The sequence below is a fragment of the Streptomyces sp. NPDC020801 genome (genome assembly GCF_044334385.1).
Lineage (GTDB): Bacteria > Actinomycetota > Actinomycetes > Streptomycetales > Streptomycetaceae > Streptomyces.
The window spans coordinates 171,711-191,925 of record NZ_JBIRST010000013.1 but is presented as its reverse complement, the minus strand read 5'-3'; the positions used below and the strand labels follow the sequence as shown (position 1 = coordinate 191,925).

16 protein-coding genes and 3 pseudogenes are annotated in these 20,215 nt (G+C 69.9%); 6 read left to right on the top strand and 13 right to left on the bottom strand.

The window, feature by feature from the left end:
* Positions 1 to 10: 10 nt before the first annotated feature.
* The 9 genes and pseudogenes from ACH4UM_RS26200 to ACH4UM_RS26160 form a co-directional block, all read right to left on the bottom strand.
* Positions 11 to 886 carry a universal stress protein gene (locus tag ACH4UM_RS26200; RefSeq protein WP_398183962.1) on the bottom strand — a complete coding sequence of 292 codons (876 nt, stop codon included), beginning with the start codon at positions 884 to 886 and terminating at the stop codon, positions 11 to 13.
* A gap of 237 nt (positions 887 to 1,123) precedes the next feature.
* Entirely contained in the window at positions 1,124 to 1,339 is a 216-nt protein-coding gene (locus ACH4UM_RS26195) for a hypothetical protein (RefSeq protein WP_398183959.1), read from the bottom strand.
* Positions 1,339 to 1,740 (bottom strand): annotated as a pseudogene (locus tag ACH4UM_RS26190) (ATP-binding cassette domain-containing protein); the annotation flags it as partial. The pseudogene ACH4UM_RS26190 and the gene ACH4UM_RS26195, both read right to left, overlap by 1 nt.
* A 209-nt stretch (positions 1,741 to 1,949) precedes the next feature.
* Entirely contained in the window at positions 1,950 to 2,330 is a 381-nt protein-coding gene (locus ACH4UM_RS26185) for a hypothetical protein (RefSeq protein WP_398183956.1), read from the bottom strand.
* Between the two features lie 293 nt (positions 2,331 to 2,623).
* Positions 2,624 to 2,986 carry an STAS domain-containing protein gene (locus ACH4UM_RS26180; protein WP_398183954.1) on the bottom strand — a complete coding sequence of 121 codons (363 nt, stop codon included), beginning with the start codon at positions 2,984 to 2,986 and terminating at the stop codon, positions 2,624 to 2,626.
* Positions 2,983 to 4,257 (bottom strand): SpoIIE family protein phosphatase, encoded by a 1,275-nt coding sequence (locus ACH4UM_RS26175; protein ID WP_398183951.1) that lies wholly within the window; start codon positions 4,255 to 4,257, stop codon positions 2,983 to 2,985. The genes ACH4UM_RS26180 and ACH4UM_RS26175 overlap by 4 nt, the downstream gene beginning before the upstream one ends.
* A complete protein-coding gene (locus ACH4UM_RS26170; protein ID WP_398184064.1) occupies positions 4,254 to 5,063 on the bottom strand; it encodes an alpha/beta fold hydrolase in 810 nt (269 codons plus the stop codon). The genes ACH4UM_RS26175 and ACH4UM_RS26170 overlap by 4 nt, the downstream gene beginning before the upstream one ends.
* Positions 5,064 to 5,425: 362 nt before the next feature.
* Positions 5,426 to 6,601, bottom strand: a complete 1,176-nt coding sequence (locus tag ACH4UM_RS26165; RefSeq protein ID WP_398184061.1) for an RNA polymerase sigma factor — start codon at positions 6,599 to 6,601, stop codon at positions 5,426 to 5,428.
* 8 nt (positions 6,602 to 6,609) lie between these two features.
* Positions 6,610 to 7,017 (bottom strand): YciI family protein, encoded by a 408-nt coding sequence (locus ACH4UM_RS26160; RefSeq protein WP_398183948.1) that lies wholly within the window; start codon positions 7,015 to 7,017, stop codon positions 6,610 to 6,612.
* A gap of 893 nt (positions 7,018 to 7,910) precedes the next feature.
* On the opposite strand from ACH4UM_RS26160, the gene ACH4UM_RS26155 reads away from it, so the two are divergent.
* Complete coding sequence (locus tag ACH4UM_RS26155; protein WP_398183945.1) at positions 7,911 to 8,555, top strand: hypothetical protein; 645 nt, start codon at positions 7,911 to 7,913, stop codon at positions 8,553 to 8,555.
* Between the two features lie 49 nt (positions 8,556 to 8,604).
* On the opposite strand, the gene ACH4UM_RS26150 is transcribed toward ACH4UM_RS26155, so the two are convergent.
* The gene (locus tag ACH4UM_RS26150) at positions 8,605 to 9,576 is read right to left on the bottom strand and encodes an alpha/beta hydrolase (protein WP_398183942.1); all 972 of its coding nucleotides are present in this window, start codon (positions 9,574 to 9,576) and stop codon (positions 8,605 to 8,607) included.
* Positions 9,577 to 9,779: 203 nt separating this feature from the next.
* Entirely contained in the window at positions 9,780 to 11,198 is a 1,419-nt protein-coding gene (locus tag ACH4UM_RS26145; protein ID WP_398183939.1) for an arylsulfotransferase family protein, read from the bottom strand.
* 518 nt (positions 11,199 to 11,716) lie between these two features.
* Here ACH4UM_RS26145 and ACH4UM_RS26140 point away from each other — a divergent pair.
* Both ACH4UM_RS26140 and ACH4UM_RS26135 read left to right on the top strand, forming a co-directional pair.
* Positions 11,717 to 12,067: pseudogene (locus ACH4UM_RS26140) on the top strand (carboxymuconolactone decarboxylase family protein); the annotation flags it as partial.
* A gap of 547 nt (positions 12,068 to 12,614) precedes the next feature.
* Positions 12,615 to 13,826 carry a S8 family peptidase gene (locus tag ACH4UM_RS26135; RefSeq protein ID WP_398183936.1) on the top strand — a complete coding sequence of 404 codons (1,212 nt, stop codon included), beginning with the start codon at positions 12,615 to 12,617 and terminating at the stop codon, positions 13,824 to 13,826.
* 280 nt (positions 13,827 to 14,106) lie between these two features.
* On the opposite strand, the pseudogene ACH4UM_RS26130 reads toward ACH4UM_RS26135, so the two are convergent.
* Positions 14,107 to 14,806: pseudogene (locus ACH4UM_RS26130) on the bottom strand (NADPH-dependent F420 reductase).
* A gap of 119 nt (positions 14,807 to 14,925) precedes the next feature.
* Here ACH4UM_RS26130 and ACH4UM_RS26125 point away from each other — a divergent pair.
* On the top strand, positions 14,926 to 15,231 hold the full coding sequence (locus ACH4UM_RS26125) for a helix-turn-helix domain-containing protein (protein ID WP_398183933.1): 306 nt from the start codon (positions 14,926 to 14,928) through the stop codon (positions 15,229 to 15,231).
* A 320-nt stretch (positions 15,232 to 15,551) separates the two neighbouring features.
* On the opposite strand, the gene ACH4UM_RS26120 is transcribed toward ACH4UM_RS26125, so the two are convergent.
* Positions 15,552 to 16,148, bottom strand: coding sequence for a TetR/AcrR family transcriptional regulator (locus ACH4UM_RS26120; RefSeq protein WP_398183930.1), 597 nt, complete (start codon positions 16,146 to 16,148; stop codon positions 15,552 to 15,554).
* 473 nt (positions 16,149 to 16,621) lie between these two features.
* On the opposite strand from ACH4UM_RS26120, the gene ACH4UM_RS26115 reads away from it, so the two are divergent.
* Together ACH4UM_RS26115 and pcaB are read left to right on the top strand one after the other, a co-directional pair.
* Positions 16,622 to 18,670, top strand: coding sequence for an FAD/NAD(P)-binding protein (locus tag ACH4UM_RS26115; RefSeq protein WP_398183927.1), 2,049 nt, complete (start codon positions 16,622 to 16,624; stop codon positions 18,668 to 18,670).
* Positions 18,667 to 20,154 carry a 3-carboxy-cis,cis-muconate cycloisomerase gene (gene pcaB, locus ACH4UM_RS26110; RefSeq protein ID WP_398183924.1) on the top strand — a complete coding sequence of 496 codons (1,488 nt, stop codon included), beginning with the start codon at positions 18,667 to 18,669 and terminating at the stop codon, positions 20,152 to 20,154. Before ACH4UM_RS26115 ends, pcaB begins: the two co-directional genes overlap by 4 nt.
* Positions 20,155 to 20,215: the final 61 nt, after the last annotated feature.

Genomic DNA, 20,215 nt, shown 5'->3' with positions numbered 1-20,215 from the left:
CCGGCTCGGCTCAGTCATGGGGGACGACGGCGACGGGGCAGCGCGCGTGGTGGATGGCGGCCTGGGCCACGGAGCCGAGGCGCGGCGCCAGGGCAGGACGGTGCTTGCGCCGGCCGACGACCAGCACCCCGGCGCCCTCGGCGGCCCGTACGACGGTCTTGGCGGCGCTTTCGAGACCGACGCTGCCGGCAACTTCCACGCGCGGGAACTTCTCCCGCCAGGGACGAAGCGCCCGCGTCAGGTGGCTCTGCGCGTCCTGCCTGATCTCTTCGGTGATTCCGTGGTCCATGCCCCACGGAGCATGTGCATGCAGCGGCACGCCTCGGCCGTGGACGGCCCGAAGTGGCGCGCCCCGCGCCGCAGCGGTGACGAAGGCGAATTCGAGCAGGTCGTCGCAGGGGCCGTGCAGTTTCAGCGCCACGACTACGCCTCCTGCCGTACTCGGTGTGGGCGGTGGCCCGTCTTCGGGGGGTTCGGCACGGACGAGGACCACCGGCCGCTCGGCCCGGGCCACGACGGGCATGCTGATGTCGCCCAGGAAGTAGCTCTCGACAAGCTCCAGCCCGCGCGAACCGAGCACGAGCATCTCGGATTCCGATGCCGCTCGGAGCAGTGCGTTCTGGGCGTCGTCGGCGACCAGGTCTCCGACGATGGAGAGGCCCGGGTGGCTCGCTTGGAGCTCCTCCCGGGCGTTGTGCACGATCCGCTTCGGCCAGTAGTTCTGATCGATCTCCGAGGGGACGCGGGTCGGTTCCGGCACCAGGAGGGGCCACGCGTGCAGCAGGCGCAGCGTCAGCTTGCGCCGCTCGGCTTCGTCGGCGGCCCAACGAGCGGCGGCAAGGCTCTCGGGTGAGCCGTCGAGCCCCGCGGTGACGACTGGTTCCATGGCGACGGCCTCCGTCTCGTGAAGAGCTGGAATGACGGTGAACGGGTCCGCCTGTCCAGACAGCGCCGGCACGCCATGCACGGCCGCTTCCCTGATTCGAGGATTACCCCAGAGCTTCCTCCGGCGCATGCGGACCCGTGTGGGGCGGGTGTCGCACAGTGGGAACGGCGGCTGTCGCCGCCCGGGCGTCTTGCCATCGCCTCCGGCGAGCGGATGGAGACCGGGCCTGAACAGGGTCTACTCGGGTTTCCCGAAGCCGCTGACGGCCAGGGCGAGGAAGGCGGCCGCACAGGCGCAGACGATGCCCAGCTCCGCGGCGAGCAGCAGTTGGTATCCGAAGAGCGTTACTCCGGTGGGGAATCGGGCCCGGGCACTGGAGGGCATGTGCTGCGCGGCGAAGACCAGATGGCGGAGCGGATCGACGGCGCAGGTGAGCGGATTGATCCGAGTCATCACGGCCTGCTCGCCGCACCTGGTAGCCGGCGGCGTTGAGCCGGGCGGCGGCATGGGGGTTGTCGGCGGTCACCAGGTCGACGGTGTCGGCGCCGGCGCGGCGCTTGAGCTCGTCGGGTGTGCAGCATCACGCGGGCGATCTCCAGGCGGCGCGCCATCCCACCGGAGAAGGCGGACACCAGGTCGTGCCGCCGCCCCTCCAGCGCCACCAGCCGCAGTACCCGGTCGATCCGCGGTTCCACCTGGGCCCGCGGCACGTGGTGGAGCACGGCGTGAAAACGCAGGTTCTGCTCGGCGGTCAGCTGGTCGTCCAGGGTCTGCTCCTGGAAGACCAGCCCGATACGGCGGCGCACGGACCCGGGCTGCCGGGCCACGTCGAACCCCGCGACCGAGGCCCGCCCCGCGGAGGGCCGAACCTACGGGCCGAACGACCCACCCACTCACGCAACGCAACCCCTCCCCGCCCCGCTCCTCCCCCACGGTCAAGATCTATTACGGGCGGCCTTGCGGTGGGGCGCACGCCGGGAGCCGCCGTCGGTGCCTACGCGCCGCAGGGGTGGGTTCCTGCTGCCAGGCAGCAGGAACCCACCCCTGCGTCAGGGTCCGCTGCTCAGGCGTGGGCGCAGATCGCGTACACGCTGATGCCGACGGTGGAGTAGCCGTCCTGGCGGCCGAGTCCGATCCAGCCGGTCCCGTCGTCGGTGGGGAAGCTGCCGACCAGGATCGCGTGGTTGCCCTGGGCTTCGGCGCCGCCGCCGATGACGCGCTTGCCCGCCGGACAGTGGACGGTCCGGCGCTGGAAGTTGGGCACGTTGGCGTTGGGGAGCCTGACGATCTGGTAGCCGTCCATGGCGCCTGCCCGTGCCGGTGCCTTGGCCGCGGCAGCCGGGCCGGTGGCGGTCTCGCTGGTGGTGGCCTGAGCGGCCCAGCCGACTCCGGACACCAGGGCCAGTGCCAGAACGCCCGCGCCGACCGCCTGCTTGCCTCGCATACGTATGTCCTTTCGTCCCGGAGGCCCCTGGGAAGGGGAGTCCTCTCGGTGGCCATCGTCTCGGGTACTGATCAGCGAAGAGGTGGGTAATCCACTTAAACGCCACGATGGTGCGAACATGGGGCATAGAGGGCGTACGTGATCGGCGGGTGCCCTGACGTCGGCGCACCGAATTGCATCGGCCGCGCCCACGGGAACCAGCCAACGCGCCCACGGGAATCCGGACGGCCAAGTACCGAGTGGATCGCCCATCGGCTGGGCCCGGTGGTTCCATGGGGGCCGGGGTGGTTGTTTCAGGGGCGGGTTGCGGGGGGTGTCCAGGCTGCTTCGGCCGCTTGTGCGGTGGGGTGGGTGGGGAAGACCTGGTCCAGCCCGACGATGCCGAAGATGCGGCTGATGTGGTCGGGGACTTCTGCCAGGGCGATGCCTGCCTGGGCGGCGAGGGCGTGGTTGCGGGCGGCGATCAGGGCGGTGATGCCGCTCGAGTCGCAGAAGGTGATGCCGGCCAGGTCGATGACGAGCTGCTGACCTGCCTGAAGTGTCAGCTGGGGCAGGAGTCCGCGTACCTGGGAACAGCTGTTGTAGTCGAGTTCTCCGGTCAGTTCGATGACGGGCCCGGCGGGGGTGGTTCGGGTATGGAGGGTGAGGTGAGTCACGGCTGCTCTTCACTGGTGGGTCGGGGCACGTTGATCGCGAGGACTGCGGTGTCGTCGTCGACGCCGCTGCCGAAGGTGTCGAGCAGCCCACGGATCGCGGCGACGGCGCCGGAGGCGGTGGTGGGCGCAAGAGCCTGGGCGAAGGCGAGGAGGGCTTCGTCCCCGTAGCGGTCGTCGTTGCTGTTTTGAGCCGTGCGGGCCTCGGTGAGGCCGTCGGTGTGAAGCAGCAGGGTGTCGCCGGCCTCGAGCCGGATGGTGGTGGTGGCGATGTGGGCGTCGGGCAGGACGCCGATGAGCTGTCCGCCGGGGGTGGGCAGGTAGTCGGCGGTTCCGTCCGCGCGCATGAGCAGGGCCGGGGGGTGGCCGCCGCTGGCCAGGGTGATCCGGAAGCCGCCCTGATCGGTGTCGGGGGTGAGCAGTCCGAAGATCACGGTGCAGAACCGCGGGTCGTGGCCGTTGTACTCGTGGTTGAGGACTGTGTTGAGGTTGCTCAGGACTGCGACCGGATCGGGGTCGTAGACGGCGGCGGCACGCAGGGTGTACCGGGCCAGAGAGGTGACCGCCGCGGCGGCGGCGCCCTTGCCGCATACGTCGCCCAGGAAAAGTCCCCACGTCCCGGCGGTGAGGGGGAAGAGGTCGTAGAAGTCGCCGCCGACCATGTCGGTGGAGGCGATGTGGTAGTGCGCGGCCACGTCCAGGCCGGGCACGCTCACCAGCGCCGGAGGCAGCAGGGTCTGCTGCAGGGTGGCGTTGAGGCGCTTGAGTTCTTCGCGTTCGCGTTCTGCTTGCCGGCGGGCGCGCAGCAGTTCGGTTTCGTAGGCGCGGCGGTCGCGGGCGTCGAAGACGGTGGTGCGGATCAGCAGCGGCTGCCCGTCGCTGCCGGTCTTGACCGTGGAAGTGACCAGCACGGGCAGACGGCTGCCGTCGGCCGCCTTGAGTTCCAGGGCGATCCCGCTGATCTCGCCCTGCATGCGCAGCAGCGGGCCGAAGTGGGTCTCGTGGTAGAGCCGGCCCCCCACGGTCAGCAGATCGGAGAACGTCTTGTGGCCCACCAGGTCGTCGTGGGCGTAACCGAGCCAGCCCAGCAGCGTCGTGTTGATCTTTGCGATCGTGCCGTCCAGCAGGGTGGAGAGGTAGCCGCACGGCGCGTGCTCGTACAGATCCTCGGCGCTGTCCTCCAGCAGCGCGGAGAACGCCGCGTGGTCGGCACCGGGCGGTTCCCCGGGAACCGGATGCTCGCCGCTGTCGCCGTCGCTGGTCTTGGACATCATCGCGGGGTACCGACGAAGTCGGTGATCGCGGCAGCCGTTTCCTCCGGTGCGGCGAGCTGGGGGCAATGCCCGGTCGCGTTCAGGGTGACCAGCCGGCTGCCGGGAATCCGGGACTGCACGAAGGCTCCGACCTCCGGGGGCGCGATCGCGTCGTTGGAACACTGCGCGACCAGAGCGGGAACGGTGACCTTGGCGAGGTCTTCACGGTTGTCGGACAGGAACGTGACACGGGCGAATACGCGGGCGATGTCCGGATCGGTGCGGCAGAAGCTGTTGGTCAGTTCCTCACCCAGTTCCGGCCGCTCGGGATTGCCCATGATCACCGGGGCCATGGCGCCTGACCAGCCCAGATAGTTCGCATCCAGCGAACCCAGGAGCTCATCGATGTCCTCGGCGCTGAACCCGCCGCGATAGCCGGCGGCCGGGTCGTCGATGAAACACGGCGAAGGGGCGAGCAGCACCAGGCCGGCGAATGCCTCCGGCTCCCGCGCCGCGGCCAGGACGCCCATCATCGCGCTCACCGAGTGCCCCACGAACGTCACCGGGCCGAGCGCCAGCTCACGGCATATCTCCAGCACGTCCTCGGCGTAGCCTTCCAGCGTGGAATAGCGTTCCCTGCTCCACGCCGACAGATCGGAGCGCCCGGCTCCCACGTGGTCGAACAGCACCAAGGTGAAGTTGCGTTCCAGCAGCGGTTCCACCAGCCGCCACAGGTTCTGATCGCATCCGAACCCGTGCGCCAGCATCACCACCGGCCCCCCGGCCCGGCCGGACACCGTCACATGATTCCTGCTCCGCACAGTCATCCACACATCCTCGCAGACTGCTTCCTTCACACTCGCGGCGCCAATCGTGCTGGTCACACCCTGTGCAATCGCGGCAACAGCGGGCGTCTCCTCACGCGGGGCTCGCGCCCGAATACCCGGGGCGGCAGGGACGGGCCCGCAGACGGTGTCCGGGATCCGCCGTGGCGCTGCCCGGTCGGCTCTCCGGTGCGTGGTCAGTGGGCGATGCCACGCCTGTCCGGACGGTGGCGCCGCCCGGCCGGCCGGGCCATGACCGACCGCGTGTGCTCCCGTGTTCCGGCGCTTCACGTCTGCTCACTTTGCTGCGACCGCTCTGGCCGAGGGGCCGTCAGGGTGCTGCGGGCACATCCGAGCGCGACCCGTCAGCGACACCGGCGGGCGTTGAGCCGGGCGGCCTGGCGCGTCAGGTGGTCGCGCTCGGCGAGGTTGGGTGCCTTTCGGGCCGCCTCGGCGTACAGCAGTGCCGCCGTCGCCAGGTCGCCGTCGCGCTCGTGGAGGTACGCCGCCACCGCGTCGTGGCGGGGCAGTGAGTCGTCCAGCGCCGCGAGCGCCGTCAGACCGGCGCGCGGTCCGTCGGCCTCGCCGACGGCCACCGCGCGGTTGAGCCGGACGACCGGGCTGCCGGTCAGGCGCACGAGCTCGTCGTACCACTCGACGATCTGCACCCAGTCGGTCTCCTCGGCGGTGGGCGCGTCGGCGTGGAGTGCCGCGATGGCGGCCTGGGCCTGGAACTCGCCCAGCCGGTCGCGGGCGAGGGCCGCCTGCAGGATCTCGACGCCCTCGGCGATCGACCCGGTGTCCCACCGGCCGCGGTCCTGCTCGGCGAGCGGCACCAGGCTGCCGTCGGGCGCGGTCCGGGCGGCGCGCCGGGCGTGGTGGAGCAGCATGAGGGCGAGCAGCCCCGCCACCTCGGGGTGGTCGATCGCGGCCGCGAGCTGCCGGGTGAGCCGGATGGCCTCGGCGGCGAGGTCGATGTCGCCGGAGTAGCCCTCGTTGAAGACCAGGTAGAGGACGCGCAGCACGGTGGCGACGTCGCCGGGCTGGTCGAACCGCACGCCGGAGACGGTGCGCTTGGCCCGGCTGATGCGCTGTGCCATGGTCGCCTCGGGCACCAGGTATGCCTGGGCGATCTGGCGGGTGGTCAGCCCGCCGACGGCGCGCAGCGTGAGCGCGACCGCGGACGACGGTGTCAGCGACGGGTGGGCGCACAGGAAGTAGAGCTGGAGCGTGTCGTCCACCGCGGGCGCGGGCCCGGGCGCCGGCTCCTCGTCGACGAGGGCCTCACGACGGCGGCGGGCGGCGTCCGCGCGGGTCGCGTCGAGGAACCGGCGCCAGGCCACGGTGACCAGCCAGCCCTTCGGGTCCCGCATGGGGTATACCCTGCTCGAAGAGCCTGGGCAGGGGTCGGCCGGCCAGACGCGGACCGCCTCGAGAAGCGCGTCCTGCACGGCGTCCTCGGCCGCCGCGAAGTCGGCTCCGCGGCGGACGAGGATTGCGAGCACGCTCGGCGTGAGGCTCCGGAGCAGGGCCTCGTTCATCTGGGAGCTCACTCCGTGATGGTGGGCGGCGCGGCCAGGAACGGGCGCACCTCGAGCCACTCGTGGATCGGCTTCCCGCCCGCCCCAGGGGCGGCCGACAGTTCCCCGGCCAGCTCGATGGCGCGCTCGTAGCTGTCGACGTCGATCACCATCCAGCCGGCGATGAGGTCCTTCGTCTCGGCGAACGGACCGTCGGTGACCGGCGGGCGCCCCTCACCGTCGTACCGGACGAACGTCCCCTCGGGGGCGAGAGCCTGACCGTCGACGAACTCTCCCGTCTCCTCGAGCCGGGCCGCGAAGTCGTGCATGTACTGCATGTGGGCCGAGATCTCCTCCGGCGTCCACTGGTCCATCGGCACGTCATTGACCGCAGCCGGGGCCCCGCGGTAGTGCTTGAGCAGCAAGTACTTGGCCATCGTCGTTCTCCTCGGTGCTGGTGCGACCCATTGTGGTCGCGTTCACTGCTGGGACGGAGCCGGTCACGGGTTCTCGACATCGCCGTCCGATTTTTTTGGCTCTCGTAGATGAGCCTGGTAGGGCGGGTTCTTCCTGCAGCACCGGGCAGGCAGCCCGGTGGGTTGCTCTGTCCGGGCGCCTCCTTCGCGACTCCGGCCCGTCGCGGCTCGCTACGTGCGTGATTACGGGATGCGTCAGGGCGAGGAGGGCGTGGTGGACACGGCGGCGTACGAGACCACGCGGGCCTCCGAGCGCTTGCGCTGGGCCATGGGGCAGGACCACCGAAAGTACGTACGTGGCGTCTACGCCGCCACTGCGATCGCGGTGCCGGAAGCCGTCGTGCACTTCGCCCACCGAGGTGGGTACGGACTCGAGGACGCGTCACTGCGCGAGGCACTGTTCGGGCCGATCGCATCGGCTTCCCACTCGTCCTCTGGTGGAGACGGCGGGGGCGGTGGGGGCGGGGGCTGCGGTGGAGGTGGCGGATGCGGAGGTGGATGCGCAGGATGAGGGCCGAGGCAGATCCGCTCGGGTGCGCCCCGGCGTCAGACGGCCCGCAGGGTTCTGGGACCGCGGCCAGTGGCGTGATCGGCATCTGAAGGAACCCGTCGCCCTCCTACGGTGCGCGGACGGCGGATTCGGTGGTTCCCCCGTCAGCGCCCTCCATCGCCCGCATGGCCCCAACGGACGCGCACGTCCTGGCATCGGACGGCAAAGTGTTGATGCAGGCTCCAGGCAGCAGCTTCCCTCGTTGCACCGTGCCCCCCCAACAGCATGCGGTCAGGAACAACGAACACCATCGGGATGAAGACCTACCTCTGGCGTGCTGGGAGGATCCGTGCACCACAAACCGTTGAGCAAGATCGCAAATGAGCTCTTGCGTCTGCGCCACGACTCGTCGCGCACCTCACAAGCCCGGTCGGCGCCCAGCGGTTTCGGCTTGGACGTGGCACTGGTCGGCGCCTTCGTCGCCGGCACGCTGGATCCCCAGAGCGAGGCAGCACTCGCCGACCAGATGGCGCAGCTCCTGCCGTTCCACGGGGTTCTGCCCAACTCGACCACCGAGTCCATGGCGCAGGTGATCGACCACCTCGGTGGTCAGCGTGAACTGATGGCCTGGCTGGACCGGCACCCGGGCCCGCCACGGCTGACGGCCCGGCTGTACGTCCTGATGGGGCTCCTTGATGAGTTCAGCGAAAGGCCGGCCGTTGTCACCGCCCTGCGCGAATCCCGGGAGCAGACCCCTTATCCCCCGGGCCTCAAGGGCCACCTGGTACCGGAAACCGACGACGAGACCCTCGGCGGCCTCGCCTGCAAGATCGAAGAGCTGCTCGGAGACGGCCGGAAGGAAGACGCCGTTGAGCTTGCCCTCGCCGCTGCCTCCTGGCTTCACCAGGTCTCGCCGCGCGCGGAGCAACTCGACCCCGGTGTCGGTGACATGGGCGATCTGATGGACCATGTCCGCCAGGACATCCGCACCGCAGCCGCCGAAGCCTGAGCATCGCGTATCGAACGCGGGTGACCAGACAGACGAGGAAAGGGCGAGGCTAGGGGTGGAGTGCTCGACGCAGCGCTTCGATGGCCAGCGTGCGTGCGACGACGGTCGCCTTGGAGTCGCGGAGGCTGTCGAGCATGAGGAAATCATGCACCATCCCCAGCACCCGTACCGCTGTGACGTCCACCCCCGCCTCGCGCAGCTTGGATGCGTAGGCCTCGCCTTCGTCGCGCAGTACGTCGGCCTCGTCGGTGATGACCAGGGTGGTGGGAAGACCGCGGAGTTGCCCGATGTCGGCCCGCAGCGGCGAGGCATGGATTTCGGCGCGCTGTTCGGGGTCGGTGGTGTAGGCGTCCCAGAACCACTTCATTCCGTCGCGAGTGAGGTAGTAGCCGTCGGCGAACTGCTGGTATGAGGGGGTGTCGAAGTTGGCATCGGTGACCGGGTACAGCAGCACCTGAGCCGCCAGGCGAATATCGCCGCGTTCCTTGGCCATCAGTGCGAAGACGGCGGACATGTTGCCGCCGACCGAATCGCCGCAGACCGCCATCCGGGAGGCGTCGAGGTTCCGCTCCCCGCCGTTCTGGATGATCCACTTTCCGACCGCGTAGTTCTGCTCGATCTGAGTGGGGTACTTCGCCTCGGGGGCCAGGTCGTAGACCGGGAAGACCACCGCGGCGTCCGATCCGACCGCCAGTTCCCGGACCAGTCGGTCGTGAGTCTTCTCGTCGCCGAACACCCATCCGGCGCCGTGGATGTACAACACCACCGGCAGGGTTCTCGTCGCTCCCCTGGGGCGGATGACACGGGCGCGGACCTGGCCGTATTCTCCCGCGTCGACGCTCACCCACTCCTCGTCCACGGCGGGCTTGGCCACCCCCCTGCCCGCCTGGAGATCATCGAGGATCTCGCGGCCGTTCTCCGGGGAGACTTCGTAGATGCGCGGGTGCTGCGAGGTGGCATCCGCCAGATCCTTGGCCGCGGCCTCCAGGACTGGGGTCGAGAGGGACGGAGAAGTGGGCATGGTACGCCTCCTGCCTCAGGAATGCGGTCATGACGGCCGGCCCGAACCACCTCCCATCGTCTCTCGGCAGCGCATCGCTGCAACTTCGGGCAAAGGCGTGGAGCGTGTGCCTTTCCGCCCCGGCGGTTTCGTCGTGCGGCGCGCGGCGAGAGCGGCACCGGACCCCGGCCGTGACCTACTCATGGCGCCGTCTCCGCCAACGGTCAGCCGGAGAGTTTCACAACGCGGGAGACCCCGATGACCCTGCCCTTCGCATTCAGCGCCCGGACCTTGAAGTACGGTCCCGGGTTGGGTGTGGTGACGGCGGTCTCGAATCCGGACCGTGGGACGTGCCTGGCGACGACCGAGAGAGAGTCGGGGTCGGATCCGGCGAGTACCTGCCATGCTCTGGTCTGCGTCGAGCCGTTCCAGGAGGCATAGACGACGCTGCCCCCGCCGCCGGACCGTGCCGCCGCACTCGGTGGGTAGTAGGGCGTGCCGATCCATTCGTTCCGCAGAGCGCGGTACGAGATGTCGGAGCCCGGCAGCTTCGCGTCGTAGAGCAGGTTCTGCGCGCCGTGGCCCTCGGTGTTCCCCGCACCCGCGTACTCCGAATAGTACGGGCTCTGGCCCCACCCGATGAACTCGTCGCCGTTGGAGAGGGCCTGGGTGTTTCCCTGGGTCGGCGAGTACAACGGCGGCTCGTGGTAGTAGGTCTTGACCGTCGTCGCCCTGTGGCTGCGGAAGTCAAGGTTGAGGATCAGACCGTGTGACTGTTGTTCGGGTGCGCCGTCGGGCAGGTCGCAGCAGCCGTCGTCGAACATGCTGATCCGGTTTCCCGGCCGGAATCTGGCATCGTGCTGCCAGTAGAAGTCCGCGTTCGGGCCGAAGGTGAAGTCGCTTTTCTTACCACCGATCTGATAGCGAATCTTCCCGGATTTCTTGGCGACGTTGTAGATGGCCCACATGTTCCGGGCCGAGATCAATAGGCGGCCGTCGGCCCCCTCGTCGACGGAGTTGATGTGGAAGGCGTCCCACACTCCGCCGGACGACGATGCGCTGGAGGCTGCCTCCTCGGAATCGGCGGGGTCGATGTGGTCCAGCGCGTTCCACGAGTAGAGAAGCCTCCCCGTGGCCAGGTCGACCTCCTGGACCTCGCTGTTCTCGATGGCTCCGTTCTTCGGACCCCCATAGGGCGTGAGATCCATGGGCACCGGTCTGGATGCGATGAACAGGGCCGTGCCCCTGCGGGTCAGGGTGAATTCGTGCTCGTCCGGGTAGTAGCCATGATGGGCGAAGACCGTCTTGAGCAGGCGGTAGTGGGTGTCGTAGATGTAGTAGCAGCCGCCCGGTTCCGGCGCACCGGCCGGCAGGTTCGTATACGCCGGGGGAAGCGCGAGGGTGCCCTGCCACCAGGTCAGCACCGGTTGTCCCCGGCCTCTGCGGCCGCCGTAATAGGTCTGGACCTTGAAGTCGGCGTTCTGGAGGTTCGTTGAAGGCAGTGGGCGGAACCAGACCGGATCACCGGAGTTGTCGTTGACCAGTGCCCCGGTCTGGCCGACCATCTGGTCCGCGCTGAACGGGGCGACGAAGATACTGCCGGGAGCCGTCCCCGGTTTGTGCGCGGTGACGGACACCCGCATGGGGTGAAGGCCCGGCTCGGAGACAAAACTCCACACGTCGCTGCCCGACAGGATCGGGGGTGGAGTACTTTGCGACGGAGGGAAGGGGGTCGTCGCGCAGAGGCGGGACGCACCCCCTTGCGAAGTCGCCGCGGCCGTCGGCATGCAGCTTGAGAAGACACACCCCGCAGCGAGCACGCAGGCCCCGGCGGTGCGACGGGCCCTTCTCCGTGTCCGGTGAGCCCGCGGCTGTCGCGTCGCCATTGCCGACCTCCTTGGCACCCGGAACCCTTCTCCGATGGCGGTGCCGCTCGTCGCCCAACGTCCTGTTCGGTTCGCCCCTCCGATCCGGAATGGTCAGGACCGGGAGTTGCTCCTCGGGTGACGGTAAGCGGAGAGGATGCCTGCGACCGCCCAAAGCCACGCAGGTAGGCCATACGGCGGGCGCGGACTCACCCGGACATACGACAGAGCCATCGCTGCTCTGCCTGTTCCCCCGCCCACCGGAGCGCCAGGGGCAGGCCAGTACAGGGCGAACGCTCCGCGCCAGTCAGATCAACGGCTGCGGTTTCTGCGCCGACATGCACACCAAGGACGCCGCGCACTCCGGGGAGACCTCGACGCGCCTCAACCTGGTCGCGGCCATGAGGGGGGCCACGGTGTTCACCGATGCCGAACGCGCCGCCCTGGAGCCGGCCGAGCAGGGCACCCGCATCGCGGACGCGGCCGGTGGCGTCACCGACGAGGCCTGGGCGAATGCCGCCAAGCACTACGACGAGGACCAGCTCGCCGCCCTGGTGTGCGCCTTCGCTCTCATCAACGCCTTCAACCGCGGAAACGTCATCGTCCAGCAGCCCGCCGGCGACGACCAGCCGGGCAGGCTCCGCTGACGGGACGGCCGTGGCCTCCGGTGTCGTCCGGCGGCAGCCACACACCCGGGCACCGCTTGGCGGAGCCCGGGGCTCCCACCGGGCGCGCCGGTGCTTGCATCGCCGTACCAGAAGGTCGCCGAGACACTGCGGTTGGGCGGACGTCCGGACACTCCCACAGGACTTGGAGCGCCGTGCGCAGTCAAAGGACGCTTGAGGCGTGAACGAGACCCGCGAGGTGGCGGTCCGAACCCATCTGCTCCCGCGTCGAGTTGGCCGTTGACGCACCTGGGCGACCGCATGCGTGATCGATGTGTGCAGAAAGGCACACCAACTTTCCTTCCAGGTTCCTCCTTCTTTCAATCAAGGTGAGGAGCTGCTGTTTCACTGCCGGGTTCCATCCCAAGTGAGGGGATTGCGTGGAGAGCGGGGCGCAGGAGGGGTGTCCGCCGCACACCACGGGGTTGATCTGTTCGCGACAAGTCGGCACGCTCCGATAACACGCCAAGTGCCTGACGCCTGGCGTTCAACCCCCCACTCATCCCCCCACATCACGAGGAGACCCCTCTTGACGGCGCATCACAAGCGAACGGGAAAGGCGAGGATCGCCACCGCGATCGCCTCCGTTGCAACGGTCATCGGTACTGCCCTGTATGTGTCCCCTGCCGCCCAGGCGCAGCAGCCCGCCGAAGGAACGGTCTACGGCCTGCATGCCGAAGGTGCGGTCGCCGGAAGCTTCGTCGTCCTGCTCGACCACAGTGCCTCACCCGCTCAAAAGGCGCAGTTGGCTGCGCAGTACGGCGGCAAGCTCAGCCGGACCTACGGTTCGGCGGTCAACGGGTTCTCCGCCACCAGCCTCACCGAGACCGAGGCCAAGCGGCTGGCCGCCGACCCCGCGGTCGCCACGGTGGAGCAGAACAAGACGTTTCACACCGAGGCCACCCAGGACAACCCGCCCTCCTGGGGACTCGACCGCATCGACCAGACCGACACCGCCGGCGACCACAAGTACACCTACCCCGACAAGGCCGGGGAGGGAGTCACCGCGTACGTCATCGACACCGGGGTGCGCATCAGCCACAAGGACTTCGAGGGCCGCGCCAGCTACGGATTCGACGCAGTCGACAACGACGGCACAGCGGACGACGGCAACGGCCACGGCACCCATGTCGCGGGCACGATCGCCGGAACCGCCCACGGCGTAGCCAAGAAGGCCAAGATCGTGGCAGTCAGAGTTCTCGACAACAACGGCTCGGGCACCACCGAGCAGGTCGTGGCCGGCATCGACTGGGTGACCAAGAACCACAAGGGGCCCTCGGTGGCCAACATGAGCCTGGGCGGAGGCGCCGACCCCGCCCTGGACGCGGCGGTCAGCAAAGCCATCGCCTCCGGCGTCACGTTCGCGGTCGCGGCCGGGAACGAATCCACCGACGCCGCAAAGGGCTCACCCGCCCGCGTGCCCGAGGCCATCACCGTCGCCTCCAGCACCAACAGCGACGCCCAGTCCGACTTCTCCAACTACGGTTCCGTGGTCGACCTGTACGCACCGGGGTCGGACATCACCTCCGACTGGAACGACAGCGACCAGGCGACCAAGACGATCTCCGGCACCTCCATGGCCACACCCCACGTCACCGGAGCCGCTGCCCTCTATCTCGCCGGCCACCCGGATGCCACACCGGCTCAGGTCGCCTCGGCACTGACCGGTGCAGCCACCGGCGGAAAGATCACCAACCCCGGCAGTGGAACGCCCAACAAACTGCTGAAGGTGACCGACTAGGCCCTCAACGCACGTGAAGGAAGAAGAGCGCTTCCCGGCGGCGCCAGACCGGCGCCGCCGGGTTCTCTTCGCAACGTGGCCGGCCCCCGTCCCCTCGGCACCCGCGTGCCCGTGGGGGCCATTCCGGGCTGCGACCGGGAAGCAATTCCCCCGAACGCAGAGTTCGCCTGCAGCACCTGCAGCACCTGCAGCACCGCGGCACGCCGACGTGAAGCGCGACGGCGGGCCGTGCACCGCGGTCCGGGGGTTCGACCCGCCGCACGACCCGCCCGGCTCGGCGTCAGGTGCCGGTACGGGCGCCGGCGATGTGGAAGTTGAAGTCGGCGTGGCCGAGCGTGCCCCACAGGCGCAGCCAGACCGGCAGCAGCATCTCGGTGCCGCGCGCGGAGCTGATGTCCCCGAGGTCGATCACGCTCTCCCGGGGCCAGCCGAACTCGACCAGGCGCTCGGTGACGAGCTTTCTTGGCCTCGGCGTCGTTGCCGGAGACGAAGACGTTGTGCTCACCAGCCACCCGGGAGGGGTCGACCATGACCCGGGCGTTCATCGTGTTGAGGGTCTTGACGACCTTCGTCTCGGGGAACGCGCGCTGGATCTGCTCGCCGAGGCTGTCGGTGTTGACGGGGCTCAGGGACGGCGGCATGCCCTGGGAGAAGTCCAGGGGGTTGGCGACGTCCAGGAGGATCTTGCCCGCCAGGTTGTCGCGGCCTGCGGCCTCGAGCGCCATGAGCGAGCCGGTGCCGGCCGTGGTGTTCACCACCGCCTCGCCAAAGGCCGCGGCGTCCGCGAAGGGCATGAGACGAATCTGCGCGTGCCCCTCGAGCCACTGGGCGATGGGCGGGTTGCCGTAGGCATCCGGCTCGGTGCGGGCCAGCGTGGCCTCGACGTCGCGGGTGCCGATGACCACCTCGTGGCCGAGGGAAACGAGCTTTCCGGCGATGGTCCGGCCGACGACGCCGGTGCCGAGAACTGCGTAACGCATGAGAGGCAGGGTCCTTTCGAAGGAGTGCTGGTACCGGGGCGCGGTCCTGTGCGCGGCACCTTCACCGAGGTAAAACTAAACCGAGCGGTTCGGTATTTCAACCCGGTAGACTGACCGCCATGCGCACTACGGACAGGGGCGACTGCCCCGGCACCGCGGGGCGACCGCGCTGCCAAGGCAAGCAGGGGGCGATCCTGGACGCGGCGCTGACGCTGCTGGCCGAGCAGGGCTTCACCCGGATGACCCGCCACCAGGTCGCCCGCACCGTCGCGGTCGGCAAGGCCACCGTCCATCTGCGCTTCAGGACGAAGGCCGGGCCGGCCGCGGCGGCACCGGCCGCTCTGCGCCCGTGCGCCGCGCCCGGCCCGGCAGGTGATCCGCAAGGCGATCCACGCGCCAGGCCGGCCGGGCTCGCAGCCGGGTAACCGGACTCGCAGGTTCCGTTCTTCGGCAGCCGGGCGGCCCTCTTCGGCTCCGTGGTCCGTGGCGTGATCCAACAACCCAGTCGGGACGGGGCCGTGGGCTCGGCATGCGCGGGCGCGGGGCGTGCCGGGCCCGCCGGCGCCGGGGATCCGGCGGGGCGACGGGGGCGACGAACACGGGGGGACGCCGGAGGGCACGCGCCGGGCAGACGTTCCAGCCGAAGGCAGCCGGGCCCACCGAGCCCATTCCGATTTACCGAACCAAGAGGTTCGCCATTGGGGACCGGGATCCCTTCACGGGAGAGAGCCGGTGCCCGTATCGTTCAGCCGCGCGGCGGGCGCAGCCCGGCGATCACCAGGTCCACGGCCTGCTCAGCCCACCCCATGTGGCCGCCGCGCCCAGCCATGTAGTCGGCGTAGAAGGGGCCGAGCAGCGCCGACACCGCCGCTTCCAGATCCGCCCCGGGCCGCACCTCGCCCCGCTCCCTGGCGTCCTCGAGCACCTTGCGCAGCAGCGCCCGGCGCGGAATGACCGTCCGCTCGCGCAGCAGGGCGAGCAGCTCGGGGGTGTGTGCCTCCTCGGCCAGGCAGGTACCGATCATGGCCATTCCCCGCACACGCTCGACCGTCGCGGCAAAGTCCTTGAGGATGGCCAGCAGGTCCACTCTCGTGTTCCCGCTGGGCGGCGGGGCGTCGGCCATCCGCAGCGCTTCCAGCGCCGCAGTCACCAGGTCCGCCTTCGTCTTCCATCGCAGGTGAATCGTGGACTTGCTCACCTGCGCCGTCGCGGCCACCTGGCTCAGACTCATGCGGGTGTAGCCATGCGACCCGAGCAGCTCCAGCGCCGCCCGCAGGATCGCCGCATCCTTCTCCGCCGACCGCGGTCGCCCCGCGCCCTTCGCGGTCTTCGTTTCGTGCATCCTCGTAGGATAGCGATTACTGCACCGAGCGGTTCGGCTCAATGATCGAGACCCGTGGCCGTATCGGTCGATGGGACCGTCAGGGGCGATGGCGAAGGCCCACTGCATCCGGGCTCCTCGGCGCAGACGCGTCCGCGCCGGATCCACCGGCTCCCGCACGCAGCCAGAGTCGTCGAAGCGAGCAGCACGCGGGCCGCCGCGTGTGCGGTCCCGTCCCCGGCGAAGGGGAGCCGGCCGCCGGGACAGCGGTGGCCGCCCTGGACCGGAGCAACTTCCTTCGCCGCACCGGATCTTCAGTGTCCGCCTTTCGAAGATCGCCACCCTTGGGAGACGGCCGGGAGCCTCGCGTGCCGGGGGCGGCAAGTGGACCAATGAGGCCGTGATGAAGTGGTCCGTTGAGGCACTGGGCCCTGACCTACGGTGATCGCAGAGAACGGCAACCCCCCATCGGCCCCCGCAGCAGGAGTAGATCTGTGCCCAGAAGGCCTTTGTCGATCTGCATCGTCGGAGTCGGCCCGCGCGGCCTTTCCGTGCTGGAACGGCTGTGCGCCAACGCTCGTCGCTCACCGCACCGCCGGCGCGTCCACATCTACCTGGTCGACCCCTGGCCGGCCGGTGCCGGAGCCGTATGGCGCACCGATCAGTCACAGCAGCTGCTCATGAACACCGTGGCCTGCCAGATCACGGTGTTCACCGACAAGAGCGTGTCCATGGACGGGCCGGTGGAGCCCGGCTCCAGCCTGTACGAATGGGCCCAGGAGGTCCGCGGCACGAACGGCCGCGAGGCAGCCGGCCGGGATGAGCGGACCGTGGCCGAGGCGCGCCGGCTGGGCCCCGACAGCTATCCGACGCGGGCCTTCTTCGGCAGCTACCTGCGGGAGATGTTCGCCCGTATATGTCTGGCGGCCCCGCCGCACGTCGACATCACCACCCACTGCACCCGGGCGGTGGCCCTCGGCGGCGGGCACGACACGGTGGTGCAGCAGAGCGTGCTGCTGGAGAACGGACGGCTGATCGACGGCCTGGACGCCGTGGTCCTCTCCCAGGGGCATGTCGGCGCCGAGCTGAGCAACCAGGAACGGCTGCTGTCCGACCAGGCACGGAAGCAAGGACTGCTCTATGTACCCCCCGCCAACCCGGCCGATGTGGACCTCTCCGGCATCGCCCCGGGCGAACAGGTCCTGCTGCGCGGCCTGGGCCTGAACTTCTTCGATCACATGGCCCTGCTCACCAGCGGCCGCGGCGGCCGGTTCGTCCGGCACGGCACGGACTTGGTGTATGAGAAGTCGGGGCTGGAGCCCCGGTTGTGCGCCACCTCCCGGCGGGGCATCCCTTATCACTCGCGCGGCGAGAACGAGAAGGGCGCGCACGGGCGGTACGTCCCGCGGCTGCTGACCGCGCAGCGCATAGCGCAGCTGCACCAGCGCGCCCAGGACGGTGACCGCGTCTACTTCGGGACCGACCTGTGGCCGCTGATCACCCGCGAGACGGAGTGCGTCTACTACAGCACCCTGCTGGACAGCTGCGGGCGCAGCTCCGACCGGGAGGCGTTCAGTGAGCTGTATCTGGCTGCCGAACGCGAAGCGCACCGGGTGGAGATCCTGGACGCCTTCGGTATCCCGGCCGAGAGCCGCTGGGACTGGGACAGGCTCGCGCACCCCAGCGCCGGACGGCAGTTCACCGGCAGGGACGCCTTCCACACCTGGCTGATCGAATACCTGCGGCAGGACGTCCGGCAGGCCCGCGGCGGGAACGTCAGCAACCCGGTCAAGGCCGCCCTGGACATCCTGCGCGACCTGCGCAACGAGATCCGCCTCGCCGTCGACCACGGCGGCCTGGACGGCAACTCCCACCGCAACGACCTGGAAGGCTGGTACACCCCCCTCAACGCCTTCCTGTCGATCGGACCGCCGGCCTTCCGTATCGAGCAGATGATCGCGCTGATCAAGGCCGGGATCCTGGAGGTGACCGGACCGGGCGCCAAGATCCACGCCGATCCCGGCCGGCCGGGCTTCGTGTGCACCTCACGGGACATACCGGCACCGCCGGTCGGGGCACGCGTCCTCATCGAGGCCCGGCTGCCCGAGCCCGACCTGCGCCGGACCACCGATCCGCTGATGAGGCAACTGCTGGACGAAGGGCACATCACACCCTTCCGGATCGAGGGCGGCTGCGGAACCTCATACGAAACCGGTGGACTTGCCGTCACCGCCCGCCCCGGCCACGTCATCGACGCCCAAGGCCGCGCCCATCCGCGCCGCTTCGCGCACGGCGTACCCACCGAGTCGGTTCACTGGGTGACCGCCGCCGCGGCACGCCCCGGCGTCGACTCCGTCAGCCTCGCCGACGCCGACGCCATCGCCCGCGCCGTCCTCGCACTCCCACCCGCCCTGGCCGCCGGCCGGACCGGACCCGGCATACCGGCCGGGGCCGCGACCGGTGCAAGGGCCGATACCGGTGGAATGGCCGGAACCGGTGCCGGGACAGCTGCCGGGGCCGGCGGAAGGGAAGTGGGTTCATGACCGCGCCGTCCGGCGTCCCGGCCGATTCGGGACTCCTCTCCCCCGTCCGGGCCGGCACCCCCGTCGAGGCAGCCGTCAGCGACCAGGCCTGGCTTCAGGGCATGCTTGATGCGGAAGCGGCACTCGTGCGGGCCCAGGCCGCCCTTGGCACTGTGCCGGCCCAGGCCGGCGAGACCATCACCGACGCGGCCCGCGCGGAACACTTCGACATCCGCGCCCTGGCCCTCGAATCCCGCGAAACAGCCAACCCCGTCGTCGGCCTCGTCCGTGCACTGACACAGCAGGTCGCGGCAGTCGATCCGGCAGCGGCCGAATACGTGCACCGCGGCTCGACCAGCCAGGACATCCTCGACACCGCCACCATGCTCATCACGGCCCGCGCCCTGCGCCTCATCCGGGCCGACCTGGCGCGGGCGGCCGGCGCCCTGGCCGCACTGGCCCACGAACACCGCGACACACCCATGGCCGGACGCACCCTGGCCCTGCAGGCCGTACCCACCACCTTCGGACTCAAAGCAGCCGGCTGGCGCCAGCTCCTCCTCGACGCCGACACACGCCTGGCCCGGATCCTCGAGCAAGGGCTGTGCTTCTCCCTCGGCGGAGCCGCCGGCACCCTCGCCGGCTACCTCGAATACGCACGGATCGACGGCGCCGCCGACTCCGTCGCATCAGGCCAATACCTCGAACAGCTGCTGGACGCCTTCGCCGAGCAGACCGGGCTGCACCGCCCGCCGCTGCCCTGGCACGCCCTGCGCACACCCCTCGCCGACCTCGCAGCAGCCCTGGCCTTCACCGCGGGAGCGGTCGGCAAGATGGCCCTGGACATCCAGACCCTCAGCCGCACCGAAATCGCAGAAGTCGCCGAACCCTCCCGTCAGGGCAGGGGGGCCTCCTCGGCCATGCCCCACAAGAGGAACCCGGTCCTGGCAACCATGATCCGCAGCGCCGCACTGCAAGTACCGGTCATCGCCACCGGCCTGACACAGAGCCTGGCCTCGGAGGACGAACGCTCGGGCGGGGCCTGGCACGCCGAGTGGCAGCTGCTGCGGGAGGCTCTGCGGCTGACCGGCGGCGCCACGCACACCGCCGTCGAACTGGCCGAGGGCCTCACCGTCCACCCACAGCGGATGCTCCACAACCTCGACCTGACCGGCAGTCGGATCGTCTCCGAACGCATCACCGCCCTCCTCGCACCCCGCCTGGGCAAGGACCGGGCCAAGAAGCTGCTGACCGCGGCCTCCACGGAAGCCGCCCGGCTCGGCATCCCACTGGCGCGGGTGCTGGCCCGGCTGCCGCAGACATCCGGCACCTTCACCCCGGAAGAACTGGCAGCAGCCTGTGATCCCTCGCGATACACCGGCGCGGCCGCGGCACTTGTGGACCGGGCATTGGAACAGGCCCCACCCCACCAACCACCCAGCCGGCGGCCCGCTCTGCCGCCCGAGCCCGGGAGATCAGTGGCTGTTGCCGATCCCTCCCTGTGAGGGAGCACAGGGTCATACGAAGGCCGCTCTCACGTCCGGCGATTCCCACCATGGGCGATCG